This window comes from Morganella sp. GD04133 (genome assembly GCF_029835375.1).
In the GTDB taxonomy this organism is placed as follows: domain Bacteria; phylum Pseudomonadota; class Gammaproteobacteria; order Enterobacterales; family Enterobacteriaceae; genus Morganella; species Morganella morganii_B.
The window spans coordinates 1-25,709 of the sequence record NZ_JAODZS010000039.1 but is presented as its reverse complement, the minus strand read 5'-3'; the positions used below and the strand labels follow the sequence as shown (position 1 = coordinate 25,709).

The 25,709-nt window shown below is 51.9% G+C and carries 23 protein-coding genes; 15 read left to right on the top strand and 8 right to left on the bottom strand.

The window, feature by feature from the left end; genetic code table 11:
- Positions 1-10 precede the first annotated feature (10 nt).
- The 3 genes from nrdB to tyrP all read left to right on the top strand — a co-directional run bounded on the left by nrdB (position 11) and on the right by tyrP (position 2,762).
- Positions 11-1,141 (top strand): class Ia ribonucleoside-diphosphate reductase subunit beta, encoded by a 1,131-nt coding sequence (gene nrdB / locus N7387_RS17470; RefSeq protein WP_279800469.1) that lies wholly within the window; start codon positions 11-13, stop codon positions 1,139-1,141.
- Positions 1,141-1,407 carry a class I ribonucleotide reductase maintenance protein YfaE gene (gene yfaE / locus N7387_RS17465; protein ID WP_004236769.1) on the top strand — a complete coding sequence of 89 codons (267 nt, stop codon included), beginning with the start codon at positions 1,141-1,143 and terminating at the stop codon, positions 1,405-1,407. Before nrdB ends, yfaE begins: the two co-directional genes overlap by 1 nt.
- A gap of 149 nt (positions 1,408-1,556) precedes the next feature.
- Positions 1,557-2,762, top strand: a complete 1,206-nt coding sequence (gene tyrP / locus N7387_RS17460) for a tyrosine transporter TyrP (protein ID WP_004240086.1) — start codon at positions 1,557-1,559, stop codon at positions 2,760-2,762.
- A 47-nt stretch (positions 2,763-2,809) separates the two neighbouring features.
- On the opposite strand, the gene metC is transcribed toward tyrP, so the two are convergent.
- Positions 2,810-3,991: a cystathionine beta-lyase gene (gene metC / locus N7387_RS17455; protein ID WP_279800468.1), complete on the bottom strand. Its 1,182-nt coding sequence runs from the start codon at positions 3,989-3,991 to the stop codon at positions 2,810-2,812.
- Between the two features lie 207 nt (positions 3,992-4,198).
- Here metC and N7387_RS17450 point away from each other — a divergent pair, with 207 nt between their 5' ends.
- The 7 genes from N7387_RS17450 to N7387_RS17420 all read left to right on the top strand — a co-directional run bounded on the left by N7387_RS17450 (position 4,199) and on the right by N7387_RS17420 (position 9,559).
- The gene (locus N7387_RS17450; RefSeq protein ID WP_279800467.1) at positions 4,199-4,870 is read left to right on the top strand and encodes a CDP-alcohol phosphatidyltransferase family protein; all 672 of its coding nucleotides are present in this window, start codon (positions 4,199-4,201) and stop codon (positions 4,868-4,870) included.
- Positions 4,867-5,544 carry a lysophospholipid acyltransferase family protein gene (locus N7387_RS17445; protein WP_279800466.1) on the top strand — a complete coding sequence of 226 codons (678 nt, stop codon included), beginning with the start codon at positions 4,867-4,869 and terminating at the stop codon, positions 5,542-5,544. The genes N7387_RS17450 and N7387_RS17445 overlap by 4 nt, the downstream gene beginning before the upstream one ends.
- Entirely contained in the window at positions 5,534-6,460 is a 927-nt protein-coding gene (locus N7387_RS17440; protein WP_279800464.1) for a phosphatidate cytidylyltransferase, read from the top strand. The genes N7387_RS17445 and N7387_RS17440 overlap by 11 nt, the downstream gene beginning before the upstream one ends.
- Positions 6,460-7,044: a hypothetical protein gene (locus tag N7387_RS17435; RefSeq protein WP_279800463.1), complete on the top strand. Its 585-nt coding sequence runs from the start codon at positions 6,460-6,462 to the stop codon at positions 7,042-7,044. Before N7387_RS17440 ends, N7387_RS17435 begins: the two co-directional genes overlap by 1 nt.
- Before the next feature lie 206 nt (positions 7,045-7,250).
- Positions 7,251-8,018, top strand: coding sequence for a basic amino acid ABC transporter substrate-binding protein (locus tag N7387_RS17430; protein ID WP_262858714.1), 768 nt, complete (start codon positions 7,251-7,253; stop codon positions 8,016-8,018).
- A gap of 67 nt (positions 8,019-8,085) precedes the next feature.
- Positions 8,086-8,850: an amino acid ABC transporter permease gene (locus N7387_RS17425; RefSeq protein WP_262858715.1), complete on the top strand. Its 765-nt coding sequence runs from the start codon at positions 8,086-8,088 to the stop codon at positions 8,848-8,850.
- Positions 8,837-9,559, top strand: a complete 723-nt coding sequence (locus N7387_RS17420; protein WP_004240079.1) for an amino acid ABC transporter ATP-binding protein — start codon at positions 8,837-8,839, stop codon at positions 9,557-9,559. The genes N7387_RS17425 and N7387_RS17420 overlap by 14 nt, the downstream gene beginning before the upstream one ends.
- A gap of 58 nt (positions 9,560-9,617) precedes the next feature.
- On the opposite strand, the gene adeD is transcribed toward N7387_RS17420, so the two are convergent.
- A complete protein-coding gene (gene adeD / locus N7387_RS17415) occupies positions 9,618-11,384 on the bottom strand; it encodes an adenine deaminase (RefSeq protein WP_279800462.1) in 1,767 nt (588 codons plus the stop codon).
- 221 nt (positions 11,385-11,605) lie between these two features.
- Between adeD and N7387_RS17410 the strand changes: the two genes are divergently transcribed.
- Positions 11,606-12,940, top strand: coding sequence for an NCS2 family permease (locus N7387_RS17410; protein WP_279800461.1), 1,335 nt, complete (start codon positions 11,606-11,608; stop codon positions 12,938-12,940).
- Between the two features lie 40 nt (positions 12,941-12,980).
- Here the strand turns inward: N7387_RS17410 and N7387_RS17405 are convergent, their stop codons facing one another.
- Positions 12,981-13,394 (bottom strand): DUF2007 domain-containing protein, encoded by a 414-nt coding sequence (locus N7387_RS17405; protein ID WP_279800460.1) that lies wholly within the window; start codon positions 13,392-13,394, stop codon positions 12,981-12,983.
- Between the two features lie 339 nt (positions 13,395-13,733).
- On the opposite strand from N7387_RS17405, the gene N7387_RS17400 reads away from it, so the two are divergent.
- The 3 genes from N7387_RS17400 (at position 13,734) to cycA (ending at position 16,443) form a co-directional block, all read left to right on the top strand.
- Positions 13,734-14,282, top strand: a complete 549-nt coding sequence (locus tag N7387_RS17400; RefSeq protein ID WP_279800458.1) for a hypothetical protein — start codon at positions 13,734-13,736, stop codon at positions 14,280-14,282.
- An 86-nt stretch (positions 14,283-14,368) separates the two neighbouring features.
- Positions 14,369-14,662 (top strand): DUF1883 domain-containing protein, encoded by a 294-nt coding sequence (locus tag N7387_RS17395; protein ID WP_025152223.1) that lies wholly within the window; start codon positions 14,369-14,371, stop codon positions 14,660-14,662.
- Positions 14,663-15,045: 383 nt separating this feature from the next.
- Positions 15,046-16,443, top strand: coding sequence for a D-serine/D-alanine/glycine transporter (gene cycA, locus N7387_RS17390; protein WP_262858721.1), 1,398 nt, complete (start codon positions 15,046-15,048; stop codon positions 16,441-16,443).
- Between the two features lie 48 nt (positions 16,444-16,491).
- Here cycA and putP read toward each other — a convergent pair whose 3' ends face one another.
- On the bottom strand, positions 16,492-17,979 hold the full coding sequence (putP, locus tag N7387_RS17385; protein ID WP_262883005.1) for a sodium/proline symporter PutP: 1,488 nt from the start codon (positions 17,977-17,979) through the stop codon (positions 16,492-16,494).
- Between the two features lie 527 nt (positions 17,980-18,506).
- Here putP and putA point away from each other — a divergent pair.
- A complete protein-coding gene (gene putA, locus N7387_RS17380) occupies positions 18,507-22,481 on the top strand; it encodes a trifunctional transcriptional regulator/proline dehydrogenase/L-glutamate gamma-semialdehyde dehydrogenase (protein WP_279800455.1) in 3,975 nt (1,324 codons plus the stop codon).
- Positions 22,482-22,567: 86 nt separating this feature from the next.
- Here the strand turns inward: putA and fliZ are convergent, their stop codons facing one another.
- The 4 genes from fliZ to N7387_RS17360 all read right to left on the bottom strand — a co-directional run.
- Positions 22,568-23,080 carry a flagella biosynthesis regulatory protein FliZ gene (gene fliZ, locus N7387_RS17375; protein ID WP_025152218.1) on the bottom strand — a complete coding sequence of 171 codons (513 nt, stop codon included), beginning with the start codon at positions 23,078-23,080 and terminating at the stop codon, positions 22,568-22,570.
- Between the two features lie 52 nt (positions 23,081-23,132).
- Positions 23,133-23,858, bottom strand: a complete 726-nt coding sequence (locus tag N7387_RS17370) for an RNA polymerase sigma factor FliA (protein ID WP_025152217.1) — start codon at positions 23,856-23,858, stop codon at positions 23,133-23,135.
- 323 nt (positions 23,859-24,181) lie between these two features.
- Positions 24,182-25,300: a FliC/FljB family flagellin gene (locus N7387_RS17365; RefSeq protein WP_279800454.1), complete on the bottom strand. Its 1,119-nt coding sequence runs from the start codon at positions 25,298-25,300 to the stop codon at positions 24,182-24,184.
- Positions 25,301-25,529: 229 nt separating this feature from the next.
- Positions 25,530-25,709: flagellin (locus N7387_RS17360; protein WP_279800453.1), on the bottom strand; the 180-nt coding region annotated here is incomplete at its 5' end.

Genomic DNA, 25,709 nt, shown 5'->3' with positions numbered 1-25,709 from the left:
TGAATAAATAATGTCTTATACAACATTTTCGCAGGTACATAATGATCAGCTGAAAGAACCGATGTTCTTCGGGCAGCCGGTAAACGTTGCCCGTTATGATCAGCAGAAGTACCCGATTTTTGAATCACTGATTGAAAAACAGCTCTCCTTCTTCTGGCGTCCGGAAGAAGTGGACGTATCCCGCGACCGCATTGACTACAATGCCCTGCCGGATCACGAAAAGCACATTTTCATCAGTAACCTGAAATACCAGACCCTGCTGGATTCCATCCAGGGCCGCAGCCCGAACGTGGCGCTGCTGCCGCTGATCTCCATTCCGGAGCTGGAAACCTGGGTCGAAACCTGGTCTTTCTCGGAAACCATTCACTCCCGCTCTTACACGCATATTATCCGTAATATCGTGAATGATCCGTCGGTGGTGTTCGATGATATCGTGGCAAACGAAGAGATCATCAAACGCGCGGAAGATATTTCCGGCTATTATGATGACCTGATCCGGATGACCAATGAATATCATATGTTTGGTGAAGGGACGCATACCGCAAACGGTAAAACCGTTACTGTTACCCTGCGCGCCCTGAAACGCCAGCTGTATCTGTGCCTGATGAGCGTTAACGCACTGGAAGCGATCCGTTTCTATGTCAGTTTCGCCTGCTCTTTCGCTTTTGCCGAGCGCGAACTGATGGAGGGTAATGCGAAAATCATCAAACTGATCGCCCGTGATGAAGCACTGCACCTGACCGGCACCCAGCATATGCTCAACCTGCTGCGCAGCGACCAGGATGATCCGGAAATGGCGGAAATCGCCAAAGAGTGCGAACAGGATTGCTATGACCTGTTTGTCCGTGCGGCGGAGCAGGAAAAAGAGTGGGCAGATTACCTGTTCTGCAACGGCTCTATGATCGGTCTGAACAAAGATATCCTGTGTCAGTATGTGGAATATATCACCAATATCCGCATGCAGGCGGTGGGTCTGCCGCTGCCGTTCAAAGTCCGCTCGAACCCGATTCCGTGGATCAACGCCTGGCTGGTATCGGATAACGTCCAGGTGGCACCACAGGAAGTGGAAGTCAGCTCCTATCTGGTCGGTCAGATTGACTCTGAAGTCAACACTGACGAACTGAGTAACTTCGAACTCTGATGCCCCGCTATAAAATCACCCTGCATGGCAACATGCAGGGTATTCAGCTGCATTATGTCAGCGAAGAACACAACAACCTGCTCAATACACTCGAACAATCCGTCCCGGTAGAATACCAGTGCCGTGAAGGTTACTGCGGTGCCTGCCGTGTCCGCCTGAAACGCGGCAAAGTCGGTTACCGGCAGCGACCGGTGGCGTTTATTAATGACGGTGAAATTCTTCCCTGCAGTTGCTACCCGCTGAGTGACATCGACATCGAGTTGTAAGCCGTTTTGTGACCGGATATGCAATCCGGTTTTTTTATATCAGAGATGTAACGATATCTTTACGATATACGTAATTTAAATTTGACACCCTTCCTGTTTTTCATTACGCTTTGCCCACATATTATTGATTGAAATATCATGAGGTTTTGGTGAAAAATCGTACACTCGGCAGTGTTCTGATTGTTGCGGGAACAACGATCGGTGCCGGTATGCTGGCAATGCCCCTGGCGGCTGCGGGGATCGGTTTTCCGGTCATTGCGGTTATTCTGATCGGCCTGTGGGCTATCATGAGCTACACCGCCTTACTGATGGTTGAAGTGTATCAGTACAGTTCACCGGACACCGGTTTAGGCAGTGTTGCCCGTCAATACCTCGGATTACCGGGTCAGCTCCTGACTGGCTTCAGCATGTTATTGCTGATGTATGCCCTGACCACTGCCTATATCGGCGGTGCGGGAGAAATGATCTCTGCCAGCCTGCAAAACTGGTGGCAAATATCTGTTACACCGGGCACCGCGACCATTATCTTCACCCTCGTCGGCGGCCTCGTGGTGTGTGTCGGAACGCACTCGGTTGATTTTATCAACCGCATTCTGTTCACCGGCAAAATTATCTTCCTGATCATCATGCTCGCCGTCATGATGCCGCATGTGAATATGACCAACCTTGTCAGCATGCCGATTCAGAACGGACTGGTGCTTTCCGCTATCCCGCTGGTGTTTACCTCTTTTGGTTTCCACGGCAGTGTGCCGAGCCTGGTGAATTACATGAACGGCGACAGCAAAAAGCTGCGCTTTATTTTCCTTACCGGCAGTGCCATTCCGCTGGTGGCGTATCTGCTGTGGCAGGTTGCCACTCTCGGCGCGATCCCATCCGATACCTTCTTTGGTATTCTGGCGCAGAAATCCGGCCTTGACGGCTTACTGACGGCACTCAGTGAAACCGTTGCCAATAAATATGTGGATATCGCGGTCAGCCTGTTTATGGATCTGGCACTGGCTACCTCGTTCCTGGGGGTGGCACTGGGATTATTTGATTATCTGGCCGACCTGTTCAGACGTAAAAACTCCGCATTCGGCCGAACACAAACCGGGATTCTGACCTTTGCCCTGCCTCTGATTTGCGCGCTGTACTACAAAAGCTTTACCGGCGCGCTGGCATATGCCGCAATGGCGCTCTCTTTCCTGGCGCTGATCCTGCCATCATTATTAGCCTGGAAAGTACGGCAGAACCCGAAAGCCGGTGCTTACCGTGTTGCCGGCGGAAATGGTGTGCTGATCTTTATCTTCCTGTTCGGCCTGCTGGTGATCTCCATCGAGTTCATCAAAAGCGCCGGTTATCTGCCGAACATTTAATACCCTTGTTCTGAAAGCAAGCCCGGATTTCCGGGCTTATTTTTTTGTCAGTGCGCCGCATTCAGCCGTTCAAATCCGGCGGTTAAATCCGCAATCAAATCCTCCGTATCTTCCAGGCCGATTTGCAGGCGCAGTGTCAGTCCGCCCGGCTGCCAGTCAGTGACCGTCCGGTAACGGCTGCAGTCAAACGGCACTATCAGGCTCTCAAACCCGCCCCAGGAATAACCCATTGCGAAAATATCCAGCCCGTCAAGCATCGCCGCGAGATCGTCTGTGGTGTATTTCGCATTCAGAACCACCGAGAACAGGCCGGAAGAACCGGTGAAATCCCGCTTCCAGATCGCATGCCCCGGGCATTCCGGAAATGCCGGATGCAGCACTTTGCTGACTTCCGGACGGGATTGTAACCACTCTGCGACTTTCAGTGCCCGGTGCTGTGCTTCTTTCAGGCGGATATGCAGCGTGCGCAGCCCGCGCAGCACAAGGAAACAGTCCTCAGCCCCGGGCAGCATCGCCATCTGGTCATAAGTGCTGCGCAGTTCTGGCCACCACTGTTCATTGGCAGAAATCAGTCCCATCAGCACATCGGAATGGCCGCCGGGATATTTAGTTCCGGCTTCAAGGGAGATATCACAGCCGTGCTCATGAGCGCGGAAAAAGAGCGGGGTCGCCCAGGTATTATCAATAATGGTCGTAATATGATGACGTTTTGCCACCGCCGTAATCGCCGGAACATCCTGCACCTCAAATGTCTGGGAGCCGGGGGATTCAAGGAAAATCACGGTTGTTTCCGGGCGGATAAGCGATTCAATCCCCGCGCCGATCAGCGGATCATAATAGGTGGTGGTAATGCCCATCTTTGCCAGCAGGCCGCCGCATAACTGCCGGGTCGGGTGATAAACGGAATCTGTCATCAGCAGATGATCGCCGCTTTTCAGGGTGGTCAGCAGCGCCAGTGTCACCGCGCCCAGCCCGGACGGGGATAATACCGTACCCGCCGCGCCGGTCAGTTCACTCCAGGCATTTTCCAGTGCCGCAATCGTCGGTGTACCGTCCGTGCCGTAATGGAATTCCGCCCGGCGGTTGATCAGTGCATCATACGACGGAAACACAACCGTGGAGCCGCGGTATACAGGGGTATTCACAAATCCGTGCTGCGCTGCCGGGTTACGGCCGCTTTGCGTCAGCCGGGTTTCTCTCCGCAAAGAACGGCGGGATTGTTCTGACATAGTCACCTCAATAATAGTCTGCCTGATTACACCGTTATCCTGCCATAAGGGCGGCGGCTTTCCTTAGTCGCTTTTCAGCTAAGATATACCGTTATTCTCTTCGTCGTGTTGTAAAGAAATATCTGGCAATTTTGCTGCATCACTATTATTAATACGTTACGAAACCTTATATTATCAACAGATTAATTTTCACATGACGGAAAGGATATGGAATCAGAAGAAATCAGGGACCGGCGTCCGATCAAAGCCCGGCAGACCCGCTGGGCGACCTCTGCCGCCCGCCTGCTGCAACGGCGCGGTGCAACCCCCAACGGGATCTCTGTCGTCAGTTCAGTCTGTGCATTATTTGCCGCTGCCGCCTTTTACGGTGCCCTGAACTGTGAAATAACGGCTCTGCGTATCATCCTGTTTTTGCTGGCCGCACTGATGATACAGGGACGGCTTATCTGTAATCTGCTCGATGGTATGGTGGCGGTCGAAGGCGGCCTGCGCAGCCCTGCCGGGGCCGTATTTAATGATTTGCCGGACCGCGTTTCGGACAGCCTGATCTTCATCGGTGCCGGTTACGGGCTGGCCGGTTTTACCGCTTATGCCCCGCAGCTCGGCTGGGCCGCTGCGCTGATGGCAGTAATGACCGCCTATGTCCGGGTACTCGGCGGCAGTTGTGATCAGCCGCAGAAATTTGCCGGTCCGATGGCCAAACAGCACCGGATGGCGCTGCTGACCGCCGGTGCCGTTGCCGCCTGTTTTCTCCCGCTGTATCAGGCTCAGTGGCTGTTTCTTATCATACTGTGGGTGATTACCCTCGGCGCACTCTGGACCACCGTGCGCCGTACCCGCATACTGATGGCTGATTTACGTAAGGAACATAAAGGATGACCCGTAAAACGTTTTCGCCGGATCAAAAAATTGTCTCGGCGCTGCTGGTGTCGGTATGCCGGTTTCTGACCGGGATCCGCGCAAAGCAGAACGCCCCGCTGCCGGAAGGTAAGCCCTGTATTTATTATGCCAACCACTCCAGCCACCTTGACGGGCTGGTGATCTGGTCCTGCCTGAACAACACGGCACGCAAACATGTTCATCCGGTCGCAGCGCAGGATTACTGGGATAAAACCCGGTTCCGCCGCTATATTGCCAAACGCATCTTCGGTGCCGTGCTGATTGCACGCGGTAAAAAAATCGAACCGGCAACGGAGGTTGAACAGCAGGAAACCACCCCGGCGGAGAATCCGCTGGATGTGATGCAGAATGTCCTCAATACCGGGGATTCCCTGATTTTGTTCCCGGAAGGCACGCGCGGCGACGGTGAAAAAATTCAGGATTTCAAAGCCGGGCTCTGGCATTTATCACGCAATAATCCGGATGCCGTACTGGTACCGGTTTACCTGGAAAACCTCAACCGTGTACTGCCGAAAGGCTCGCGGCTGGTTGTGCCGATTATCTGCACCGCCACATTCGGCGCCCCGGTTGAACCGGCCGGAGAAGAAGAGAGCAAAGCGGACTTTTTAGTGCGGACCCGCCTGGCGTTAGAGGCAATACATCATGAAAGATAATGAATTATTCTGGATCTTCAGCGGGCTGTTCGGGTTCCTGGCAGTGGCAACGGTTATCGGCCTGATCCTGAAACAGATTAAAGGAAACACCCCGGTTATCAGTAACCTGAATGCCCGTATCCGCGCCTGGTGGCTGATGTGTATTATCGCCGCTGTCGCTATCAGCATCGGGCCCATCGGCTCTGTGGTGCTGTTTGCCTTTATGTCCCTGCTGGCACTGCGTGAACTTATCACCCTGACGCCGACACACCGCGCCGACCACGGTGCTCTGTTCTGGTGTTTCTTTATCATCCTGCCGGTGCAGTACGTTCTGGTCGGTGTTCAGTGGTATAACCTGCTGGCGGTCTTTATCCCCGTCTATGCGTTCCTGTTTATCCCGACCCGCATGGTGCTCTCCGGTGATACCCGCCACTTCCTGGAGCGCATGGCAAAAATCCAGTGGAGTGTGATGATTGCAGTTTACTGCCTCAGTTATGCCCCTGCACTGCTGGTTCTGCCGATCCCGGGCTTTACGGATAATATCAATCTGCTGCTGTTTCTGATGATCGTGGTTCAGATTTCCGATGTGCTGCAATACGTATTCGGTAAGCTGTTCGGTAAGCACCCGATTGTGCCGAAACTGAGCCCGAATAAAACCGTTGAGGGCTTTATCGGCGGGATCCTCAGCGCCAGTTGTGTCGGGATGGCGCTGTGGTGGGCCACACCATTTAGCCCGTGGGCGGCATTCCTGCTCTCAGTGATGATTTGTCTGGCCGGTTTCGCGGGCGGATTGTGCATGTCCGCTATCAAGCGGGACAGCGGGATCAAAGATTTCGGTGCCATGATTGAGGGGCACGGCGGCATGATGGACAGACTCGACTCCCTCTGCTTCGCCGCCCCGGTCTTCTTCCATGTGCTGAAATATTTTTATACCTGATGACCCAGGAAATTCTGCTGATCCGCCACGGTGAACCGGTGCCGGATAAAAAAACACCGCTGGCGCTGCGCGACCTCCGCGCCTGGCTGGCGGAATATGATGCGGGCGGGATTATCCCGCCTGCAGCGCCGCCGTTACCGCTGTCAGCAGACGCATTGTCCCGTTATTTCCCGGTAGCCAGTCCGCTGTTCCGTACCACGGCATCCCTGGATATTCTCGGGATCACCCCCTGCGCTATTGTTGACGAACTGCATGAAGCGGTCCTTCCGCTGTTCTCACCTGCACTGCTGATGCCGGTAAAACTGCCGCCGATGTGGTGGGTGACGGCATTCCGCCTGCTGTGGCTGGCGGGTGGCGGAAAATCTGTTCCCTCTGTGGCACAGGTACGCGGGCGGGCACAATGCGCCGCGAAAATCCTGGCCGGCTATGCACAGGAGCACGGTGCCGTACTGGTCATGGCACACCGGATTATCAATCACGCCCTGCGCCCTGCACTGGAACAAACCGGCTGGCAGATGACAGAAAAAACACATAACAGCTACTGGGGAATGATGCGGTTTGCCCGCACCGCACCACACCGGTAATACCTGCCGGTGTATTCTGAACCGCATTCCTCCGCATGTTCCGCCATATCCGCTCTGTTTTGCTCACTTTCCCGTATAAGACGCAGCCTGCTTTGTTCCGCAGGCTGATTATCTGCTGCTGTCTTGCTTATTTTTAAATAGTTATTGCCATTAAATGAATATTTATGTATTTTTAATTGAAAATCACGCATAAAAATGAGGTTGTCATGTTTAAGAAATTAGTCTTTGCAGGCTGTTTATCATTATTAGCATTCACCGGGGTAAGTCAGGCCAAAGAAACCTATGTGGTCGGTGCGGGCGGCACCTATCGTCCGTTTGAATTTGAAAACAGTGAGAAACAACTCGAAGGGTTTGATATCGATATTATCAACGCGGTTGCTGCCGCCGAAGATTTTGACGTCAAATTAATCAATACGCCGTGGGAAGGTATTTTCGCCACACTGTCCGCCGGGGATCGCGATATTTTAATTTCCGGTATTACCATCACCGATAAACGCAAACAGATGGTGGATTTCTCCGCTCCGTATTTCCCGGCAGAACAAGCGATTGTGGTGAATGAAAATTCACCGATCAGCGCATTATCTGAACTCAGCAAATATAATGTCGGCGTGGTGAACTCCAGCACCGGGGATATTGTGGTCTCTGATGTGCTCGGCAAAACCAGCACCGCCATCAAACGCTTTGATAATACTCCGCTGCTGTTACAGGAATTATATGAAGATGGCGTGGATGCGGCGGTCGGTGATGTCGGTGTGGTGAAGTTTTATATTAAAACCCATCCGGATAAGAAATTTAAACTGATTTACGACAATCATTTTGAAAAACAGTATTTCGGCATTGCGGTCGCCAAAGGTAATACGGAATTACAGGAAAAAATTAACCGTGGTCTGGCAAAAATTATTGCCGACGGTACTTACGCCAAAATCTATCAGAAATGGTTCGATAACGACGTACCTGCCCTGCCCGCACAGTAATTCATTATTTGTCTGATTATAAACCCGCCCTGCGGCGGGTTTGATCTGTTTTTTCAGGATGGATGTTATGTCAGCTTTCCGCTGGGAAATTATAGAAGAATACGCCCCGTTATTTATGGACGGGGCGCTGATGACAATCAAATGCACCATTATCTGCGTCATCTCAGGGACCCTCTGGGGACTGACACTCGGCCTCGGCCGGACAGCCCGTGCCGAACGCGGCCCGGCAAAATGGCTGCTGCTGTTCTTTGTGCAGTATCCGGTACGGTTTTATGTCAGTGCATTCCGTGGCACGCCGCTGTTTGTGCAGATCATGGTGGTTCACTTCGCACTGGTGCCGCTGTTTATCAACCCTCGTGACGGCCTGATGGTCACCGGCGGTATTATCAGCTCCGACACCGCCAGAATGCTGCGATCTGAGTACGGCGCATTTCTCTCCTGTATTGTTGCTATCACACTCAATGCCGGGGCGTATGTTTCCGAGATTTTCCGCGCCGGGATCCAGTCCGTCGATCGCGGTCAGACAGAAGCCTCCCGCGCACTGGGCATGAGTTGGGGAAAAACCATGCGCAAGGTGATCCTGCCGCAGGCTTTCCGCCGTATTCTGCCGCCGCTGGGTAACAATGCGATCGCTATTGTCAAAGATTCCTCCCTGGCTTCCGCTATCGGCCTTGCCGACCTTGCCTATGCTGCACGGACAGTATCCGGCGCATATGCGACTTACTGGGAGCCGTACCTGGTCATCTCCGTTATTTACTGGATGCTGACATTCCTGCTGGCGCAGCTGGTTCAATACACCGAAAGAAGGTTGAGCAGAAGTGATTCACGTTAATAATTTACAGAAAAAATTCGGCAATACCCATGTACTGCGCGGCATCAGCTGTGATATCCGTCCGCAGGAGGTTGTCTGTGTGATAGGGCCGTCCGGCTCCGGAAAAAGCACCTTTCTGCGCTGCCTGAATGCCCTGGAACGCCCGGATTCCGGTGAGATTGTGGTAAACGGCACCGATGTGTGTGATCCGAAAACAGATCTGAACAAAATGCGCGAACATACCGGTATGGTATTCCAGCGCTTCAATCTGTTTCCGCATATGACGGTGCTGGATAACATTACAATGGCGCCGCTGATGGTGTCCGGACTGAAAAAAGCCGATGCCCTGCTTAAAGCGGAGCGGTTGCTGGAAAAGGTCGGTCTGCCGGACAAAATTGATGCCTGGCCGGAGAGTTTGTCCGGCGGTCAGCAGCAGCGCGTCGCTATTGCCCGTGCCCTGGCGATGGATCCGACGGTGCTGCTGTTCGATGAACCGACTTCCGCGCTTGACCCGGAGCTGGTCGGTGAAGTGCTCAATGTGATGAAAGCCCTTGCCCATGAGGGCATGACAATGGTGATTGTGACCCATGAGATGAACTTTGCCCGCGAAGTGGCAGACCGCGTCTTTTTTATCGACCAGGGGATCATTCAGGAATCCGGCACACCGGAGCAGATTTTTAATCACCCGCAGAACCCGCGTACCGCCGCGTTTCTCAGCCGCGTGCTGTAATTGTTGCCGCAGTGAAAGTCAGTAAGGACAGAGACAAAACGTCTCTGTCCTTGTCTGTTTATGCGGTTAACTCACTGTGTGTAAAAACAAATTTATTCACATCATATAACCCGAGGCTGGTAAGTTTCAGCGTCGGGATCACCGGCAGTGACAGGAATGCCATCTGAATAAACGGCTCATTCAGCATCACCCCGCAGTCGCGGCAGGCCGCTTTCAGTGATTCAATTTCAGCGGCGATTTCCTCTGCTGTTTTATCACTCATCAGCCCGGCAATCGGCAGTGCGGCATGGCTCAGCACCCGCCCGTCCGCAACCACACACATCCCTCCGCCACCGGCAATCAGCTGATTCACCGCCAGCGCCATATCCATCGGATCAATACCGGCGACAACAATATTATGGCTGTCGTGGCTGACCGTTGAGGCCAGAGCCCCGCGCGTCAGACCGAAATTGTGCAGCAATGCCGTTGCCGGTGATGTCTGACGGCCATAGCGTTCAATCACCGCAAGCGAGCAGATATTATCGCAGTCATAGCGGCGACCGTCCCAGCTGACCCGCAGTTCACCGGTGATCAGCTCATTCGGAATGACACTGATGGCGCGGTACTCACGCCCCGGTTCCGCCACAAAGGCCAGAGATTGCGCTGTCACTGCCTGACGCCGCACGGTATTCTGCACCGGCGGACGTGATGCGGCCTGTTTAGCTTCCCGTTCACGCAACAACGCCGCTTTATCCACCCAGCGCCCGCCGCACATCACCGCCTGAATATCGACGGCTTTTTCATCCCGCAGCAGAACCAGATCCGCCTGTTTACCCGGTGCCACCAGCCCGAGGTTTTTCAGCCCGTAATGCCGCGCGGCAGACCAGCTGGCAACACGGTAAGCAATATGCACCGGAATCTGATGCTGATTGATCAGACGATACACCAGCGCATTCATATGTCCTTCGTGAATGATTTCCCACGGATTGCGGTCATCGGTGCATAACAGACACTGCGGGCTGCTCATCGCCGTGATAAGCGGAGCCAGCGCATCCAGATTCCGTGCCGCCGACCCTTCGCGGATCATCAGCGCCATTCCCAGCGCCAGTTTTTCCAGCCCTTCCTCATAACGGTGCGATTCGTGACAGTTTTCAATCCCCCCGGCAATATAGCCGTTGAGGTCTTTCCCGGTGACCATCGGACAGTGACCATCCAGTGTCATACCGCGGAATGCATCCAGTTTATCCAGCGTTTCCGCCTCACCGGCAATCACTGCCGGGAAATTCATCATCTCCGCCAGTCCCGGCACATGCGGATGATCCTTGTATTTCAGCATCTCTGCCAGCGGGAAATCCGCGCCGTTCACATCACTGCCCGGTAATGCAGGTACACAGGAACTCACCTGAACAAACTGGTTCTGCTGTGCCTGTTCCGCGCAGCGCAGAAACCATTCAATCCCTTCTTCTCCCATGACGTTCACGATTTCATGCGGGTCACACACGATAGTCGTGACCCCCAGCGGCAGTGTGGCACTCTCAAAGGTGACCGGCGTCATCATGCTGGATTCAATATGCAGGTGTGCGTCAATAAACCCGGGGACAACCACTGCATTTTTACCGTCAATGACCTGATGCGCCGGCGCATCCTTATATACCGCACCGACACCGGCAATGGCATTTCCGCTTATTACTACAGGGCCCGGAAATTCCCCGCCGTTAATCAGATCCAGGATCCGGACATTATCAATACGATAATCCGCCGGTGCCTCACTGCGGGCCACGGCTAGGAGTGTTGTCATTTCTTCACGGCTGCGCGTGCAGGTGTGCTTATTTTTCTCACTGTTCATCACTGTCCCCTGTTTTTCTCTCACATTGATAATGTGAATTCGCGGTGTTCTCTCTGTCCTGTGAGGTGTACCGGAATAAAGGTGATCCCCGCCGCAATGGTTACAAATTATTGCGACACAACCGGGTGATTACGGTTTCTCACGGGATGTCGTCACGATGCTGGCATTGATTATGCATTTATCAGACCAGTTATCTTTTCCCCGGGAGACAGGAGCATAAAATGGATAGTCAAACACCGGAAACCATCCGGGAAACAGGTGTACTGGGACGTTTATTCCGTTTACAGGCACACGGTACCACAGCACGAACCGAAGTTATCGCCGGTATAACCACCTTTCTTACCATGGTGTATATCATTTTTGTTAACCCGCAAATCCTCGGCGCGGCCGGGATGGATACACAAGCTGTCTTCGTCACCACCTGTCTGATCGCGGCGTTCGGCTGTATTCTGATGGGTTGTCTGGCAAATCTGCCGGTTGCACTGGCACCGGCGATGGGGCTGAACGCCTTTTTTGCTTTCGGTGTAGTTTCCGCCATGGGGTACTCCTGGCAAACCGGAATGGGGGCTATCTTCTGGGGTGCACTCGGCATGCTGCTGCTGACGGTTTTCCGCATCCGTTACTGGATGATAGCCAATATCCCGCTGAGTCTGCGCGTGGGGATCACCAGTGGCATCGGGCTGTTTATCGCTATGATGGGGCTGAAAAATATCGGTCTGGTTGTGGCGAACCCGGCCACGCTGGTCTCCATGGGCGATCTGACCTCCCACTCCGTCTGGCTCGGCGCACTCGGCTTTTTTATTATCACTATTCTGGCATCACGCCGTATTCACGCAGCGGTGCTGATCTCTATCGTGGTCACCACCCTGATTGGCTGGCTGCTGGGGGATGTCACCTACAACGGTATTTTCTCCCTGCCGCCGGATGTCACCAGTGTGCTGGGCAAAGTGGATGTAGCCGGGGCCTTTAATATCGGGCTGTCAGGGATTATCTTCTCATTTATGCTGGTTAACCTGTTTGACTCATCCGGTACTCTTATCGGGGTAACCGATAAAGCCGGACTGGCAGATAAAGACGGTAAATTCCCGAATATGCAGAAAGCGTTGTATGTGGACAGTGTCAGTTCGGTGATCGGCGGGTTTATCGGCACATCGTCGGTCACCGCGTATATTGAAAGTACCTCAGGGGTTTCTGTCGGCGGCCGGACAGGACTGACTGCCGTGGTGGTCGGGCTGCTGTTCCTGCTGGTGATTTTTCTCTCCCCGCTGGCCGGGATGGTACCTGCCTATGCGGTCGCCGGTGCGCTGATTTATGTCGGGGTGCTGATGACATCCAGCCTGGCACGGGTAAACTGGGATGATCTGACAGATGCGGTTCCCGCCTTTATCACCGCGATTATGATGCCGTTCAGTTTCTCCATCACGGACGGTATTGCACTTGGTTTTATCTCTTACTGTGTGATGAAACTGGGTACCGGGCGTCTGAGAGAACTGAATCCGTGTGTGATTCTTGTTGCCCTGTTGTTTGTGCTGAAGTTTGTGTTTGTCGATCACTGATGTTTCTGCCGGATGGCGGATATTCCCCCTCATCCGGCATTTACTTTGTTTTCTTTTTCAGGTGATGGTGCAGCGCCTTAAACGGAATTGCCAGCCCGAGCGTCAGAAAAATAAGGAATACAAAGCCCATATTGACATAATCTTCTTTGCTGTTTTCCGCTGCCGGTTCCGGACCTGCCTCAACCGGTTCCCCGTCCTCGTCAATCCCGAAATCACCATGATGATAATCCGCCAGAACCTCCTGCGCTCTGGTTAACTCGTCATGATTAACCAACAGCTTCACGCCGCCGACAGCCTGTGCATACATCTGGTTATTCCAGACAATATTTTCATCCAGCAGCATCACCTCAATTCCTTCGGATTCCAGCAATCCGGCTTCAATCCGGGCATCCAGCGGCGACAAATACTGAGCCACTAATGCATAGCGGCTGCGTGTCGGGTGTATATTCCACATAATGCCTCCTTCAGGGGTTGTCCTGACTGAATAACCGGATTATAACAGCGTGCCGTTTAATCGTTGGTTAATATTATCACTGACGTTATATTTTTATCATAGTCTGATGCAGTCATAATATTAATCAGAAATAATCACATGTGCTTTATGGGATTATTCCGTAAATGACACTCATCCGTGAAAACTTATTTTCCTCACTGTCTGACCGGCGAAACCATTGTATTTTTGTTTAACCGTACCGGCTGATACTACACCTGCTTTTCGTAAACATCCTAAATTATCACTATGACTCTTGTGTTACAGTCACCACACGGTAAATACACAGGGAACCGTATTGCCATGAAGAATTGGATATTTTTAGCCTGGATGCTGGTTTTTTCGTTTACATCCTATGCGTATACAAATGCAGAACGTGCCCCGAAAGATCAGGCCATGTCGTATGTGATTAAATACTCCGGCAGCAAAACGGATGAAGGCAAGGAGAAAGCGCTGGATCAGTTTGGTACTCTGATCAGCCAGTACCCTGATGATATTGCACTGCGCGAGCTCTACAGTGATTTACTGATTGCGGATAACCGTTATGAAAAAGCGATCACACAACTGAAAATCGTTTATCAGAATACCGGGGTTCCGTCACTGAAACTGATGGAGTGCATGTTAACCGAACGCATTAAATTACCGCATAATATGTGTTACCGGGATGTCATTTCTGTATTTGAGCAGAGCAATGTCCGGGATTTTAATTATCTCCTGGCGCTGTATCTGGGTGAATCCCCTGATTTTGAGAAATACAAAGCCCGCTGGCTGGAAACACACACATTATCGGAAGAACAGAAAAAGTTAATCGCATTACAGCCGCGCATGCTGGTCAGTACCTATTATCCTTAACAGGAGCCGGTGCAGGTTATATCCGCGTAATAATACGTAACCGATGGCGGACATTCTGCCCGGGAAATAAAAACAGGAGTGTTATCATGCCGTTTTTACATAAAAGAATGCACCTGACAGCAGGTGATACGGTAGTGGTGGATTGTGGTCGTTCGTGCAATGTTTTAATGATGACCAAAATGAATTTTAATCAGTACCGCAAAGGAATGCCGTTCCGGACACATGGCGGCAGTGGTTTCTTCCATGAACTTCCGGCCAGAATGGTGGTGCCTTTCGATGCAGACTGGAATATTACGCTGGATATTGAGGAAGGGGCACTGACGGTTGAGCATTCCATTACCGTCGAGCCGCGCGCTGACAAAGCCATTGCAAAAAAATAACCTGCCGGTACCGGAATAATACCTGTCCGGGTCATTCCCCGCAGATAATATATACTGCGGGGATCGTTTTATATCCCTGTAATCAGCCGCCATTCCCCAAAATATACTATTCTGACCCATTACCGCCGGTTTGGGTTTTCTTATTAATGTTACTGCAAAAAATGCCCTTTTCTGCTGTTTCATAAACCCGCGTGATATTATTTTCACCCACAATAAAACTAATGCGAAACAATAGCACACAGGCTATATGACACACCAACCCCATGAATTTAACGGAAAATTTATCGTTACTCATTCTGAGAAATGTGTCACACTATTCGCTTACAGCACCATTTTTGAATGAATAAAAATAATGGTTATTTTTTAGCTTAACGGATTTGTTTATGGACGAAAAAACGCCTGCCACGCCGCCGCGCGGCGAACTCAAACGCAGTTTAACCAACCGGCATATTCAGCTGATTTCCATCAGCGGGGCAATCGGCACCGGGTTATTTATGGGATCCGGTAAAACAATTTCGCTGGCAGGCCCTTCGGTATTATTTGTCTATATGATCATCGGGTTTGTCTTATTCTTTGTCATGCGGGCAATGGGCGAGATCCTGCTGTCAAACCTGAATTATAAATCGTTCAGTGATTTTGCCGGTGACCTGATTGGCCCGTGGGCCGGTTTTTTTGTCGGCTGGACGTACTGGTTTTGCTGGGTCATTACCGGTATTGCCGATGTGGTGGCGATTACCGGCTATATCATGCACTGGGCACCGGATTTTCCGCGCTGGGTCAGTTCGCTGCTCTGTATTCTGCTGTTACTGTCCCTGAACCTGGCGACAGTGAAATTATTCGGTGAGATGGAATTTTGGTTTTCCATGATAAAAATTGTCGCGATTGTCGCGCTGATTATCATCGGCGGTATTCTTATCGGCACACATTTTGTTTCACCGGAAGGGCATGAGGCGGCATTATCCAATATCTGGTCTGACGGCGGTATGTTCCCGAAAGGGATAATCGGGTTCTTTGCCGGGTTCCAGATAGCCATTTTTGCCTTTGTCGGTATCGAACTGGTCGGTACTGCCGCAGCGGAAACCCGTGATCCGGTAAAATCCCTGCCGCGTGCCATTAATGCTATTCCGTTCCGGATTATTGCGTTTTATGTGCTGGCGCTGATTATTATTATGTCCGTCACACCGTGGCGCTCCATTCCGGCGGATAAAAGCCCGTTCGTGGAACTGTTTATTATGATCGGGGTGCCGGCAGCAGCCAGCCTGGTCAACTTTGTGGTGCTGACAGCCGCAGCGTCCTCCGCAAACAGCGGCGTGTTTTCCACCAGCCGGATGCTGTTCGGGTTAGCCAAACAAGGCAGCGCACCAAAACAATTCTGCCGTCTGTCAAAACAGGCAGTACCGGCCACCGGGCTGATTTTCACCTGCATTTGTTTGTCTGTCGGGGTGATTCTGCTCTATTTTATTCCTGATGTGATGCATGTGTTTACCCTGGTAACAACAGTATCCGCTATCCTGTTTATGTTTATCTGGAGCATGATCCTGTACAGCTACATTATGTTCCGCCGCCGCCGTCCGCAACTGCATGCCGCATCGGTCTATAAAGTGCCTTTCGGCAGTTGGATCCCGTGGGTGTGCCTGTCCTTTTTTGCCTTTGTGATTGTGCTGCTGACACTGGAAGCCGATACCCGCCAGGCACTGATTGCCACACCGTTGTGGTTTATCCTGCTGGCAGTCGGTTACCGGAATGTCAGAAAGCGCCGCCTTACACAGGCACAACAATAACGGACAAAAAAATCCCGGCGTTGCCGGGATTTTTGTTTTTATACCCGGTTACTCAGCCCGTCCGAGGTAACGGTCTTCCGCCTCAGCGAAACGCCCCTGAACGGATTTGTCCGGCTCACGGCCTGCTAGGCTGACCACCACGATAGCAATACCGGCCAGAATAAAGCCCGGAATAATTTCATATAAATTAAACCACTTATATTCTATCCAGATAAGAACCGTCACCGCACCGGTAAACATCCCGGCCAGCGCACCATTACGGGTCATCCGCTTCCAGATAACAGAGAACAGGATAACCGGTCCGAATGCTGCACCGAACCCGGCCCATGCGTTACTGACCAGCCCCAGCACTTTGTTGTTTTTGTCCATTGCGATATAGATAGCAATCGCCGCAATCACCAGCACCATAATACGCCCGACCAGCACCATCTCTTTCTGTGAGGCATTCTTACGGAAAAACGGCTTGTAGATATCTTCCGTCAGGGCACTGGCACTGACCAGCAACTGACAGCTCAGGGTACTCATAACCGCCGCCAGGATGGCTGAGAGCAGAATACCGGCAATCCACGGATTGAATAAGATGGATGTCAGGCTCATGAAAATCCGCTCGCGGTTCTCAGTCACCGATCCCGCCAGTTCCGGGTTCTGCTGGAAGAAGGCAATACCGAAGAAACCGACACAAATGGTGCCTGCCAGGCAGAGGATCATCCAGGTCATACTGATACGGCGCGCACTGCGGATAGTGTGATGAGAATCCGCCGCCATAAAACGTGCCAGGATATGCGGCTGCCCGAAATAGCCCAGCCCCCAGCCCAGCAGAGAGATAATAGCGACAATATCCAGCCCGCGGAACATATCCACATACGCCGGGCTTTTTGCTTCGATAATCGCCAGTGCGGTATCAAACCCGCCGACAGACACAATCACCATAACCGGTGTCAGGATCAACGCGAAAATCATCAGTGTCGCCTGTACGGTATCTGTCCAACTGACCGCGAGGAATCCGCCAAGGAAGGTATAAGCGATAGTTGCCCCTGCCCCGAGCCACATGGCTTTTTCATAACTGATACCGAAGGTGCTTTCAAACAGCAGGCCACCGGCCACGATGCCGGAAGCACAGTAAATGGTGAAGAAAATCAGGATCACGGCGGCCGAGACAATCCGCAGGATACGGCTTTTATCCTCAAAACGCTGCGTGAAATAATCCGGCAGGGTCAGTGCATTGTTGACTTCCGTCTGAAGGCGCAGGCGACCGGCAACAATCCGCCAGTTAAGCCAGGCACCGATACACAGACCGATGGCAATCCAGGATTCGGAAATACCGGAGAAGAAAACCACACCCGGTAATCCCATCAGCAGCCAGCCGCTCATGTCGGATGCACCGGCAGATAATGCCGTCACAAAACTGCCCATCCGGCGGCCGCCGAGAATATAGTCGTCAAAGTTATTGGTGGAGCGGTAAGCCATATAGCCGATGAACAGCATCCCGGCGATATAGACAATAAATGTCACAATCAGCGGTGTGGTCAGCGTCATTGTCATAATTAAGTTCCTGTACTGAATTTATAGTCCGTCACATACCAGCATTGCGTGTACCAATCGCTGTACAGGATGTGCGTCACAGCAGTATCACTGTGTTGTACACCGCCTCAGCCATCCCCGGGCTGCACAGACAATGCCCCGTCAATTATCGTTATGTGTTACATATGTCATGAGTTGTGTTCAGCCCGATAGTAACGACAACAACAATAAAACAACAATTAATTAACGACACTAAAATAAAGATTTGTGATTTTTATCACGGGATATGTCATCAGAAAGTGATGCAGTTAATCATCTGACTTACTTATTATACGCCTTAAAATTAATAATATACTATTGTTATATAATGATTTTATTTTAATCCACACCGATTACTTCTTAATCATTTTAACCATTCAACATAAAACAGCGACATTATTCACACTTTATACATCTTGTTAATTAACAATGTTGCACAAAGTTGCAACCTCATAGATATTAATGTGCAATGCATGACCTGTAGCCGTTTATGAGGAGTGAACATGGTGAGTACCACAATGGGCGTCAGACTGGATGAGGAAACCCGTGAGCGGATCAAAGCCGCAGCGCAAAAAATTGATCGCACGCCACACTGGTTGATCAAACAGGCTATTTTTGATTACCTGGCTCAACTCGATTCGCTTCCGGACGGCACACTGCCCGTGACCGGAACGCCTTCCGCCCCGGAAGATGACACCGCCCCGGCTGAACCGCCGGTCAGCTGCCAGCCATTTCTGGAATTTGCCGGTGATATTCTGCCGCAGTCTGTCACCCGGGCAGCGATTACATCCGCATACCGTATTCCGGAGCCGGAAGCTGTAGCCATGCTGCTGCCGCAGGCGCAACTCTCCCCGGAAGCTGCACAGGCAACCCATAAGCTGGCTTACGGGCTGGCAGAAAAGCTGCGTAATCAGAAAAACAGCAGCGGACGCGCCGGATTGGTACAGGGACTGCTTCAGGAATTTTCCCTCTCCTCCCAGGAAGGGATCGCACTGATGTGTTTGGCGGAAGCGCTGCTGCGTATTCCGGATAAGGCCACCCGTGATGTGCTGATCCGCGATAAAATCAGCCACGGTGACTGGAATTCCCACCTCGGTCAGAGCAAATCCATGTTTGTCAATGCCGCCACCTGGGGGCTGCTGTTCACCGGTAAGCTGGTTGCCACACATAATGAAGCGGGACTGAGCCGTTCACTGAACCGCATCCTGGGCAAAAGCGGTGAACCGCTGGTGCGCAAAGGCGTGGATATGGCCATGCGTCTGATGGGCGAACAATTTGTTACCGGTGAAACCATTGCCCGCGCGCTGGCAAATGCCCGCAAAAATGAAGCCAAAGGCTTCCGTTATTCCTACGATATGCTGGGGGAAGCCGCACTGACAGCTGCAGATGCACAGGCGTATCTGGTTTCTTATCAGCAGGCGATCCACGCCATCGGCAAAGCCTCCGCCGGACGCGGTATTTATGAAGGGCCGGGTATCTCCATCAAACTCTCTGCCCTGCACCCGCGCTACAGCCGCGCGCAGTATGACCGTGTGATGTCTGAACTGTATCCGATCCTGCGCGACCTTGTTGTGATGGCGCGTCAGTACGATATCGGTATCAATATTGATGCGGAAGAAGCTGACCGCCTGGAAATCTCCCTCGATTTACTGGAAAAACTCTGTTTTGATCCGCAGCTGGCGGGTTGGAACGGCATCGGTTTTGTTATCCAGGCCTATCAGAAACGCTGTCCGGTGGTGGTGGATTACCTGATTGATCTGGCATCACGCAGCCAGCGCCGCCTGATGATCCGTCTGGTGAAAGGCGCTTACTGGGACAGCGAAGTCAAGCGCGCCCAGGTGGACGGACTGGAAGGCTATCCGGTGTATACCCGTAAGGTTTACACGGATATATCTTATCTCGCCTGTGCCCGTAAACTGCTGTCAGTACCGAATCTTATTTATCCGCAGTTCGCCACCCACAACGCACACACCTTATCCGCCATTTATCAGCTGGCGGGCAATAACTACTATCCCGGCCAGTATGAATTCCAGTGCCTGCACGGTATGGGAGAACCATTGTACGAGCAGGTGGTCGGCAAAGTGGCGGACGGCAAACTGAACCGTCCGTGCCGTGTGTATGCACCGGTCGGCACCCATGAAACCCTGCTGGCTTATCTGGTGCGCCGCCTGCTGGAAAACGGCGCAAATACCTCATTCGTAAACCGGATTGCCGATGGCTCGATTCCGCTGGAGATGCTGGTGGAAGACCCGGTTGCGGCGGTTCAGGCAATGGCGGTCAAAGAAGGTGCTGTCGGCCTGCCGCATCCGAAAATTCCGCTGCCGCGCAATTTGTACGGCAATACGCGGGTCAATGCCGCCGGTCTGGATCTGAGTAACGAACACCGCCTGGCCTCACTGTCGAGTGCCCTGCTCAGTCACGCCGGGGATAATCTGCTCAGTGAGCCGATGACCGGCGGCACATTTACGCCATCCGTCCCGGCAGAGAGTCAGCCGGTCAGAAACCCGGCCAATCATCATGATATTGTCGGTCACGTCCGTCCGGCCACTGAGGATGAAGTGGATCATGCCCTTGCCACCGCCTCCGGTGCAGCGGAGATCTGGTTTGCCACACCGGCACAGGAGCGGGCGGACATCCTTATCCGTGCCGCACAGCTGATGGAAGATCAGTTGCAGCCGCTGCTCGGGATCCTGGTGCGGGAAGCCGGTAAGACCTTTGCCAACGCGATTGCCGAGGTCCGTGAAGCGGTTGATTTTCTCAATTATTACGCCTCTCAGGTGAAAACTCACTTTGCCGGTGATACACACCGTCCGTTGGGGCCGGTAGTCTGTATCAGCCCGTGGAACTTCCCGCTGGCGATTTTCACCGGTCAGGTGGCTGCCGCCCTCGCCGCCGGAAACCCGGTACTGGCGAAACCGGCGGAACAAACCCCGCTGGTAGCAGCCGTTGCGGTATCCCTGCTGCATGATGCCGGTGTCCCGCGCGAGGTGCTGCAATTGCTGCCGGGTGACGGTGAAACCGTCGGTAATCAGCTGGTGTGTGACCCGCGTGTTCAGGGTGTGATGTTTACCGGATCCACCGCCGTTGCCAAAATTTTACAGCGCAATCTGGCTGCCCGTCTCAGTACGGAAGGCAGGGTCATTCCGCTGATCGCCGAAACCGGCGGCCTGAATGCCATGGTGGTAGATTCCTCCGCCCTGACAGAACAGGTGGTTACCGATGTGGTCAGTTCCGCCTTTGACAGTGCGGGACAACGCTGTTCGGCGCTGCGCCTGCTTTGCATTCAGGAGGATGTGGCTGATCGCACCATTGAAATGCTGAAAGGCGCGATGGCAGAATGCCGCCTCGGCAATCCGGATATACTGGCTACCGATATCGGCCCGGTGATTGATGAAGAGGCTCACAACGGTATCCGTCAGCATATTCAGCAAATGCGCGGCAAGGGCAGACCGGTGTATCAGACCGCGTTCGGGATGGAGACCGGCTCACCGGCAATGCTTAACGGCACTTTTATCCCGCCGACCCTGATTGAGCTGGATGATGTCACTGAACTGACACGGGAAATTTTCGGCCCTGTCCTGCATGTGGTTCGTTACCCGCGCGACACCCTGCCGGCGCTGGCGGAGAAAATTAATGCCGCCGGTTACGGACTGACATTCGGTATCCACACCCGTATCGATGAGACCATTGCACAGCTGACGCAACAGATTGAAGCCGGTAATATTTATGTCAACCGCAACATTGTCGGCGCGGTGGTCGGTGTTCAGCCGTTCGGTGGTGAGGGGCTTTCCGGCACCGGGCCGAAAGCCGGTGGTCCGCTCTATCTCCACCGTCTGCTGGCAGAACAGCCTGATGATTCGGTGGTTACGCTTCTGGCAGAGCAGGATGATCTCAACCCGCCGGATGTGACAGTGCGCACGCAGTTACTGGCACCGTTTGATACCTTCCTCACCTGGCTGGAGGCACAACGCCGCCACGATGTCCTGACGGCGGTTATCCGTTACGGTGAATTATCACAGACCGGCACCTGCCGTCTGCTGCCGGGGCCGACCGGGGAACGCAACAGTTATTATCTGCTGCCGCGCGGAACCATTCTCGGTCTGAATGATTCGGAACAGGATGCCCTGCTGCAACTGGGTGCCACACTGGCGGCGGGCTGCCGTCAGCTCTGGCCTGTCGCGGAACATACCCGTTCGCTGTATAACGCGCTGCCGGACAGTGTTCGTGCGCAAATTACCCTGACAGAAGAGTGGTCAGCAGACGGTGTGGTCTTTAACGGTGTGATTTTCCACGGTGACAGTGACCGCTTACAGGCTGTAAACCGGGATGTGGCCGCACGCGGTGGTGAGATTGTACCGGTCGCCGGGCTCAGTCACGGTGATACACAGATCCCGCTGATGCTGTTGCTGCATGAGCGTGCTGTCAGTGTCAATACTGCTGCTGCGGGCGGAAATGCCAGCCTGATGACGATCGGCTGATAATCACGGCGTCTTAAAACGGAAAAAGGGAACGGACGTTCCCTTTGCTTTATCATTTACTGATAAAAAATGGTCTGACGGATAAATCAGTGTTTACCCTGCCAGTCAAGATACTGTTCGTACTTGCGCAGTGCGATGTTGTAGTTGCTCAGGGCGGAGTCAGATAAATCGTCACTCAGCTGTGCCTGGATAATTTCAGTGGAGAATTCCGTGGTGGCCGGGAAAGCTTTGGAGGACAGCAGCTCATCGAGACGGCGCAGACGAACAACATATTCGCGCACGGTGCTGTGGCTCATTTCCGTTTCTTCAAACAGATACTGTTTGAATGCCATAATATCGAAATAATCGGTTGCACTGTTGCAGTAGATCTCGCTGCAAAAACGGCAGAGAGCCACAAATTTGTCCTGTAATCCCATCCAGGTGGTGTCATCGATCATATCTGTCATTTCAGAAATCGCTTCTTTATTGATCAGCTGACCGTTGAATACCAGGGAGATACGATCGAGGGTTTTGTGACAATGACTGCAGTGAGTCTGGCTGTGTTTGAAATCTTTAATGTAACGGCTTACGGGCCGTTTCTTTTGTTTTGAAACAGACATATTCTGGCGCCTTGTGTAGTCTAATAAAAATAAATCAAAGATAAAGTCAAAGTTACTTCATGGATTTTAAGCGCGCCCGCAGCCTTTTGATTGCCTGACTGTGTAACTGGCTGACGCGGGATTCCCCCACTTCCAGCACTGCGCCTATCTCCTTGAGGTTCAGCTCTTCCTGATAGTAAAGAGTCAGAACCAGTTTTTCACGTTCAGGCAGTTGTTTTATCGCCTCAACCACCTGGTGACGCAAACTTTCGTCTACCAGCAAACCGAGCGGGTTGCCCCCGTCATCATCATCATCGCGGACGGGTTCGCAGCTTTCACCGTGGATTTCGTGCCACTCATCGTAAGAAAACAGCTGGCTGCTGTTCGTATCGGTTAACACCTGACGGTATTCCGCGATATCCATCTGTAACGAATCAGCGATTTCCTGCTCTGTGGCTGCACGCCCCAGAGACTGTTCGAGCGCACGCACGGCTTTGGTTATTTCCCGCGCCTGACGGCGCACACTGCGGGGAGCCCAATCTCTTCCCCGCAATTCATCCAGCATTGCCCCGCGGATCCGTTGTACCGCATAGGTTGCAAAGGTGGCACCCTGCATGGCGTCAAAACGCTCGACCGCATGCAGCAAGCCGATACCCCCGGCCTGAATTAAGTCGTCAATATCAACGCTTGCCGGTAATCTTACCTGCAACTTCAGGGCTTCGTGCCGGATAAGGGGATAATAACGCTCCCACAGGCTATTTTTGTTGATAACACCTTCGGCGGTATACAAATCACTCACAACCTGAAACACCCTTCGAGATTCATGAAAGGCTTTTATTATCGTGCCCGAAAAAGATTTCAATCCGGTGAGTAGTGAGGTAAATCACGCCTTATTTGCCTTATCCTAAATCACCTCATTAACAAATAGCAATACTCTCTTTCATTTTTATCATAAAATTTGCAAAATTCCGGTTATTTTATATGACAAAAAGAAAAATAGGCGTTAATTGATAGAATAAAAAAACAAATAGTTAGCATATTATTTGTTCTGTTATGGGTAACACTTATAAAAAAAGGTCAGAATATTCTGACCTTTTAAATACCTTAAAGCAACTACGTAAATTAACGTAACAGGCTCAGAACACCCTGAGGAACCTGGTTTGCCTGTGCCAGAACAGCAGTACCCGCCTGCTGCAGGATCTGACCACGGCTCATGTTAGACACTTCTGTTGCGAAGTCAGCATCCTGGATACGGCTGCGTGCTGCACTCAGGTTATTAACAGAGTTGTTCAGGTTGTTAATGGTAGACTGCATACGGTTCTGGAATGCACCCAGTTTTGAACGGTAGGTGTCAACTTTGGTTAATGCATCGTCCAGCGTTTTCAGCGATTCGTCTGCAGGTGCTTTATCCAGGTTCGCTTTAGTATCAACACGGCCGCTGATTTCTTCCCCCATATTCAGTGTGATATGAGTTTCATCCTTCCCTGTACCTTGACCGGTTTTGGTATCTTGCTTAACGCTGTAGAATTTGCCGTTACTGTCTTTAGCAACTAAAGAACCACTTTCAGTTTCATAAATTTCTAATTCTTTTGGTGTTGCTGCTTTATCATTACCAATCGTAACCGTTGTTTTGGCATCAGTAATATTCAGCAGTGCTTTTGCAGCATCACCATCAGCCACTTTAGTTCCGGTTTTCAGAACAGTATCTTTACCCGGAACTTTAAAGTTCTCAACACCCAGTGTTTTCTGGTTGATCTGATCCATTTTCAGGTCAATCACTTCGCCATCGTTTGCACCAACCTGGAAGCTCATTTCGTTGTCGCTTGCCAGCACTTTGATGCCGTTGAACTGAGTCTGGTCAGAGATACGCTGGATTTCAGCTAAACGGTCAGTCACTTCAGCCTGGATAGAGCTGGTGTCGCTTGCTGAGTTAGTGCTGTTTTTAGCCTGAACAGTCAGTTCACGGATACGCTGTAAGTTATCGTTGATTTCGTTAACGGCACCTTCAGCGGTCTGTGCGATAGAGATACCGTCATTCGCGTTACGTGCAGCCTGAGTCAGACCTTTCACGTTAGCGGTGAAGCGGTTAGCGATAGCCTGGCCTGCTGCATCGTCTTTTGCGCTGTTGATACGTGAGCCTGAAGACAGACGCTCGATTGCAGAGCCCAGTACGCCCTGTGAACGGTTTAAGTTGTTCTGAGTAACCAGAGACAGAACGTTAGTATTGATAACCTGTGCCATGATATATGTCCTTGTTATTGAAAATAATAAACAGCGTTTATCTGTTTGGCTTTCTGATTTTCGCCAGCAATAACACTATCGGCACCCTGAGAGGCCACTTTAATTTTTTTGGCAAATATTTTTAGAAAATCGTCGCATACCTCATTTTCGCAGACATAAAAAAAGCCGGAACAGAGGTTCCGGCCAAATAATAAAACAGAGGAATCACTTGATTTATAAGGTTATATCATTAGCCACGCAGAAGGCTCATCACATTGTTCGGAATGCCGTTTGCCTGAGCCAGTACAGCGGTACCTGCCTGCTGCAGAATCTGGCCACGGCTCATGTTAGAAACTTCTGTTGCAAAATCTGCATCCTGAATACGGCTGCGCGCCGAGCTCAGGTTATTGACTGAGTTGTTCAGGTTATT

Coding starts and splice junctions, on each gene's coding strand:
- nrdB (WP_279800469.1), top strand. CDS start 11: ATGTCTTATACAACATTTTCGCAGGTACATAATGATCAGCTGAAAGAA.
- yfaE (WP_004236769.1), top strand. CDS start 1,141: ATGCCCCGCTATAAAATCACCCTGCATGGCAACATGCAGGGTATTCAG.
- metC (WP_279800468.1), bottom strand. CDS start 3,991: ATGTCAGAACAATCCCGCCGTTCTTTGCGGAGAGAAACCCGGCTGACG.
- N7387_RS17450 (WP_279800467.1), top strand. CDS start 4,199: ATGGAATCAGAAGAAATCAGGGACCGGCGTCCGATCAAAGCCCGGCAG.
- N7387_RS17445 (WP_279800466.1), top strand. CDS start 4,867: ATGACCCGTAAAACGTTTTCGCCGGATCAAAAAATTGTCTCGGCGCTG.
- N7387_RS17440 (WP_279800464.1), top strand. CDS start 5,534: ATGAAAGATAATGAATTATTCTGGATCTTCAGCGGGCTGTTCGGGTTC.
- N7387_RS17435 (WP_279800463.1), top strand. CDS start 6,460: ATGACCCAGGAAATTCTGCTGATCCGCCACGGTGAACCGGTGCCGGAT.
- N7387_RS17430 (WP_262858714.1), top strand. CDS start 7,251: ATGTTTAAGAAATTAGTCTTTGCAGGCTGTTTATCATTATTAGCATTC.
- N7387_RS17425 (WP_262858715.1), top strand. CDS start 8,086: ATGTCAGCTTTCCGCTGGGAAATTATAGAAGAATACGCCCCGTTATTT.
- adeD (WP_279800462.1), bottom strand. CDS start 11,384: ATGAACAGTGAGAAAAATAAGCACACCTGCACGCGCAGCCGTGAAGAA.
- N7387_RS17410 (WP_279800461.1), top strand. CDS start 11,606: ATGGATAGTCAAACACCGGAAACCATCCGGGAAACAGGTGTACTGGGA.
- N7387_RS17405 (WP_279800460.1), bottom strand. CDS start 13,394: ATGTGGAATATACACCCGACACGCAGCCGCTATGCATTAGTGGCTCAG.
- N7387_RS17400 (WP_279800458.1), top strand. CDS start 13,734: ATGAAGAATTGGATATTTTTAGCCTGGATGCTGGTTTTTTCGTTTACA.
- N7387_RS17395 (WP_025152223.1), top strand. CDS start 14,369: ATGCCGTTTTTACATAAAAGAATGCACCTGACAGCAGGTGATACGGTA.
- cycA (WP_262858721.1), top strand. CDS start 15,046: ATGGACGAAAAAACGCCTGCCACGCCGCCGCGCGGCGAACTCAAACGC.
- putP (WP_262883005.1), bottom strand. CDS start 17,979: ATGACGCTGACCACACCGCTGATTGTGACATTTATTGTCTATATCGCC.
- putA (WP_279800455.1), top strand. CDS start 18,507: ATGGTGAGTACCACAATGGGCGTCAGACTGGATGAGGAAACCCGTGAG.
- fliZ (WP_025152218.1), bottom strand. CDS start 23,080: ATGTCTGTTTCAAAACAAAAGAAACGGCCCGTAAGCCGTTACATTAAA.
- N7387_RS17365 (WP_279800454.1), bottom strand. CDS start 25,300: ATGGCACAGGTTATCAATACTAACGTTCTGTCTCTGGTTACTCAGAAC.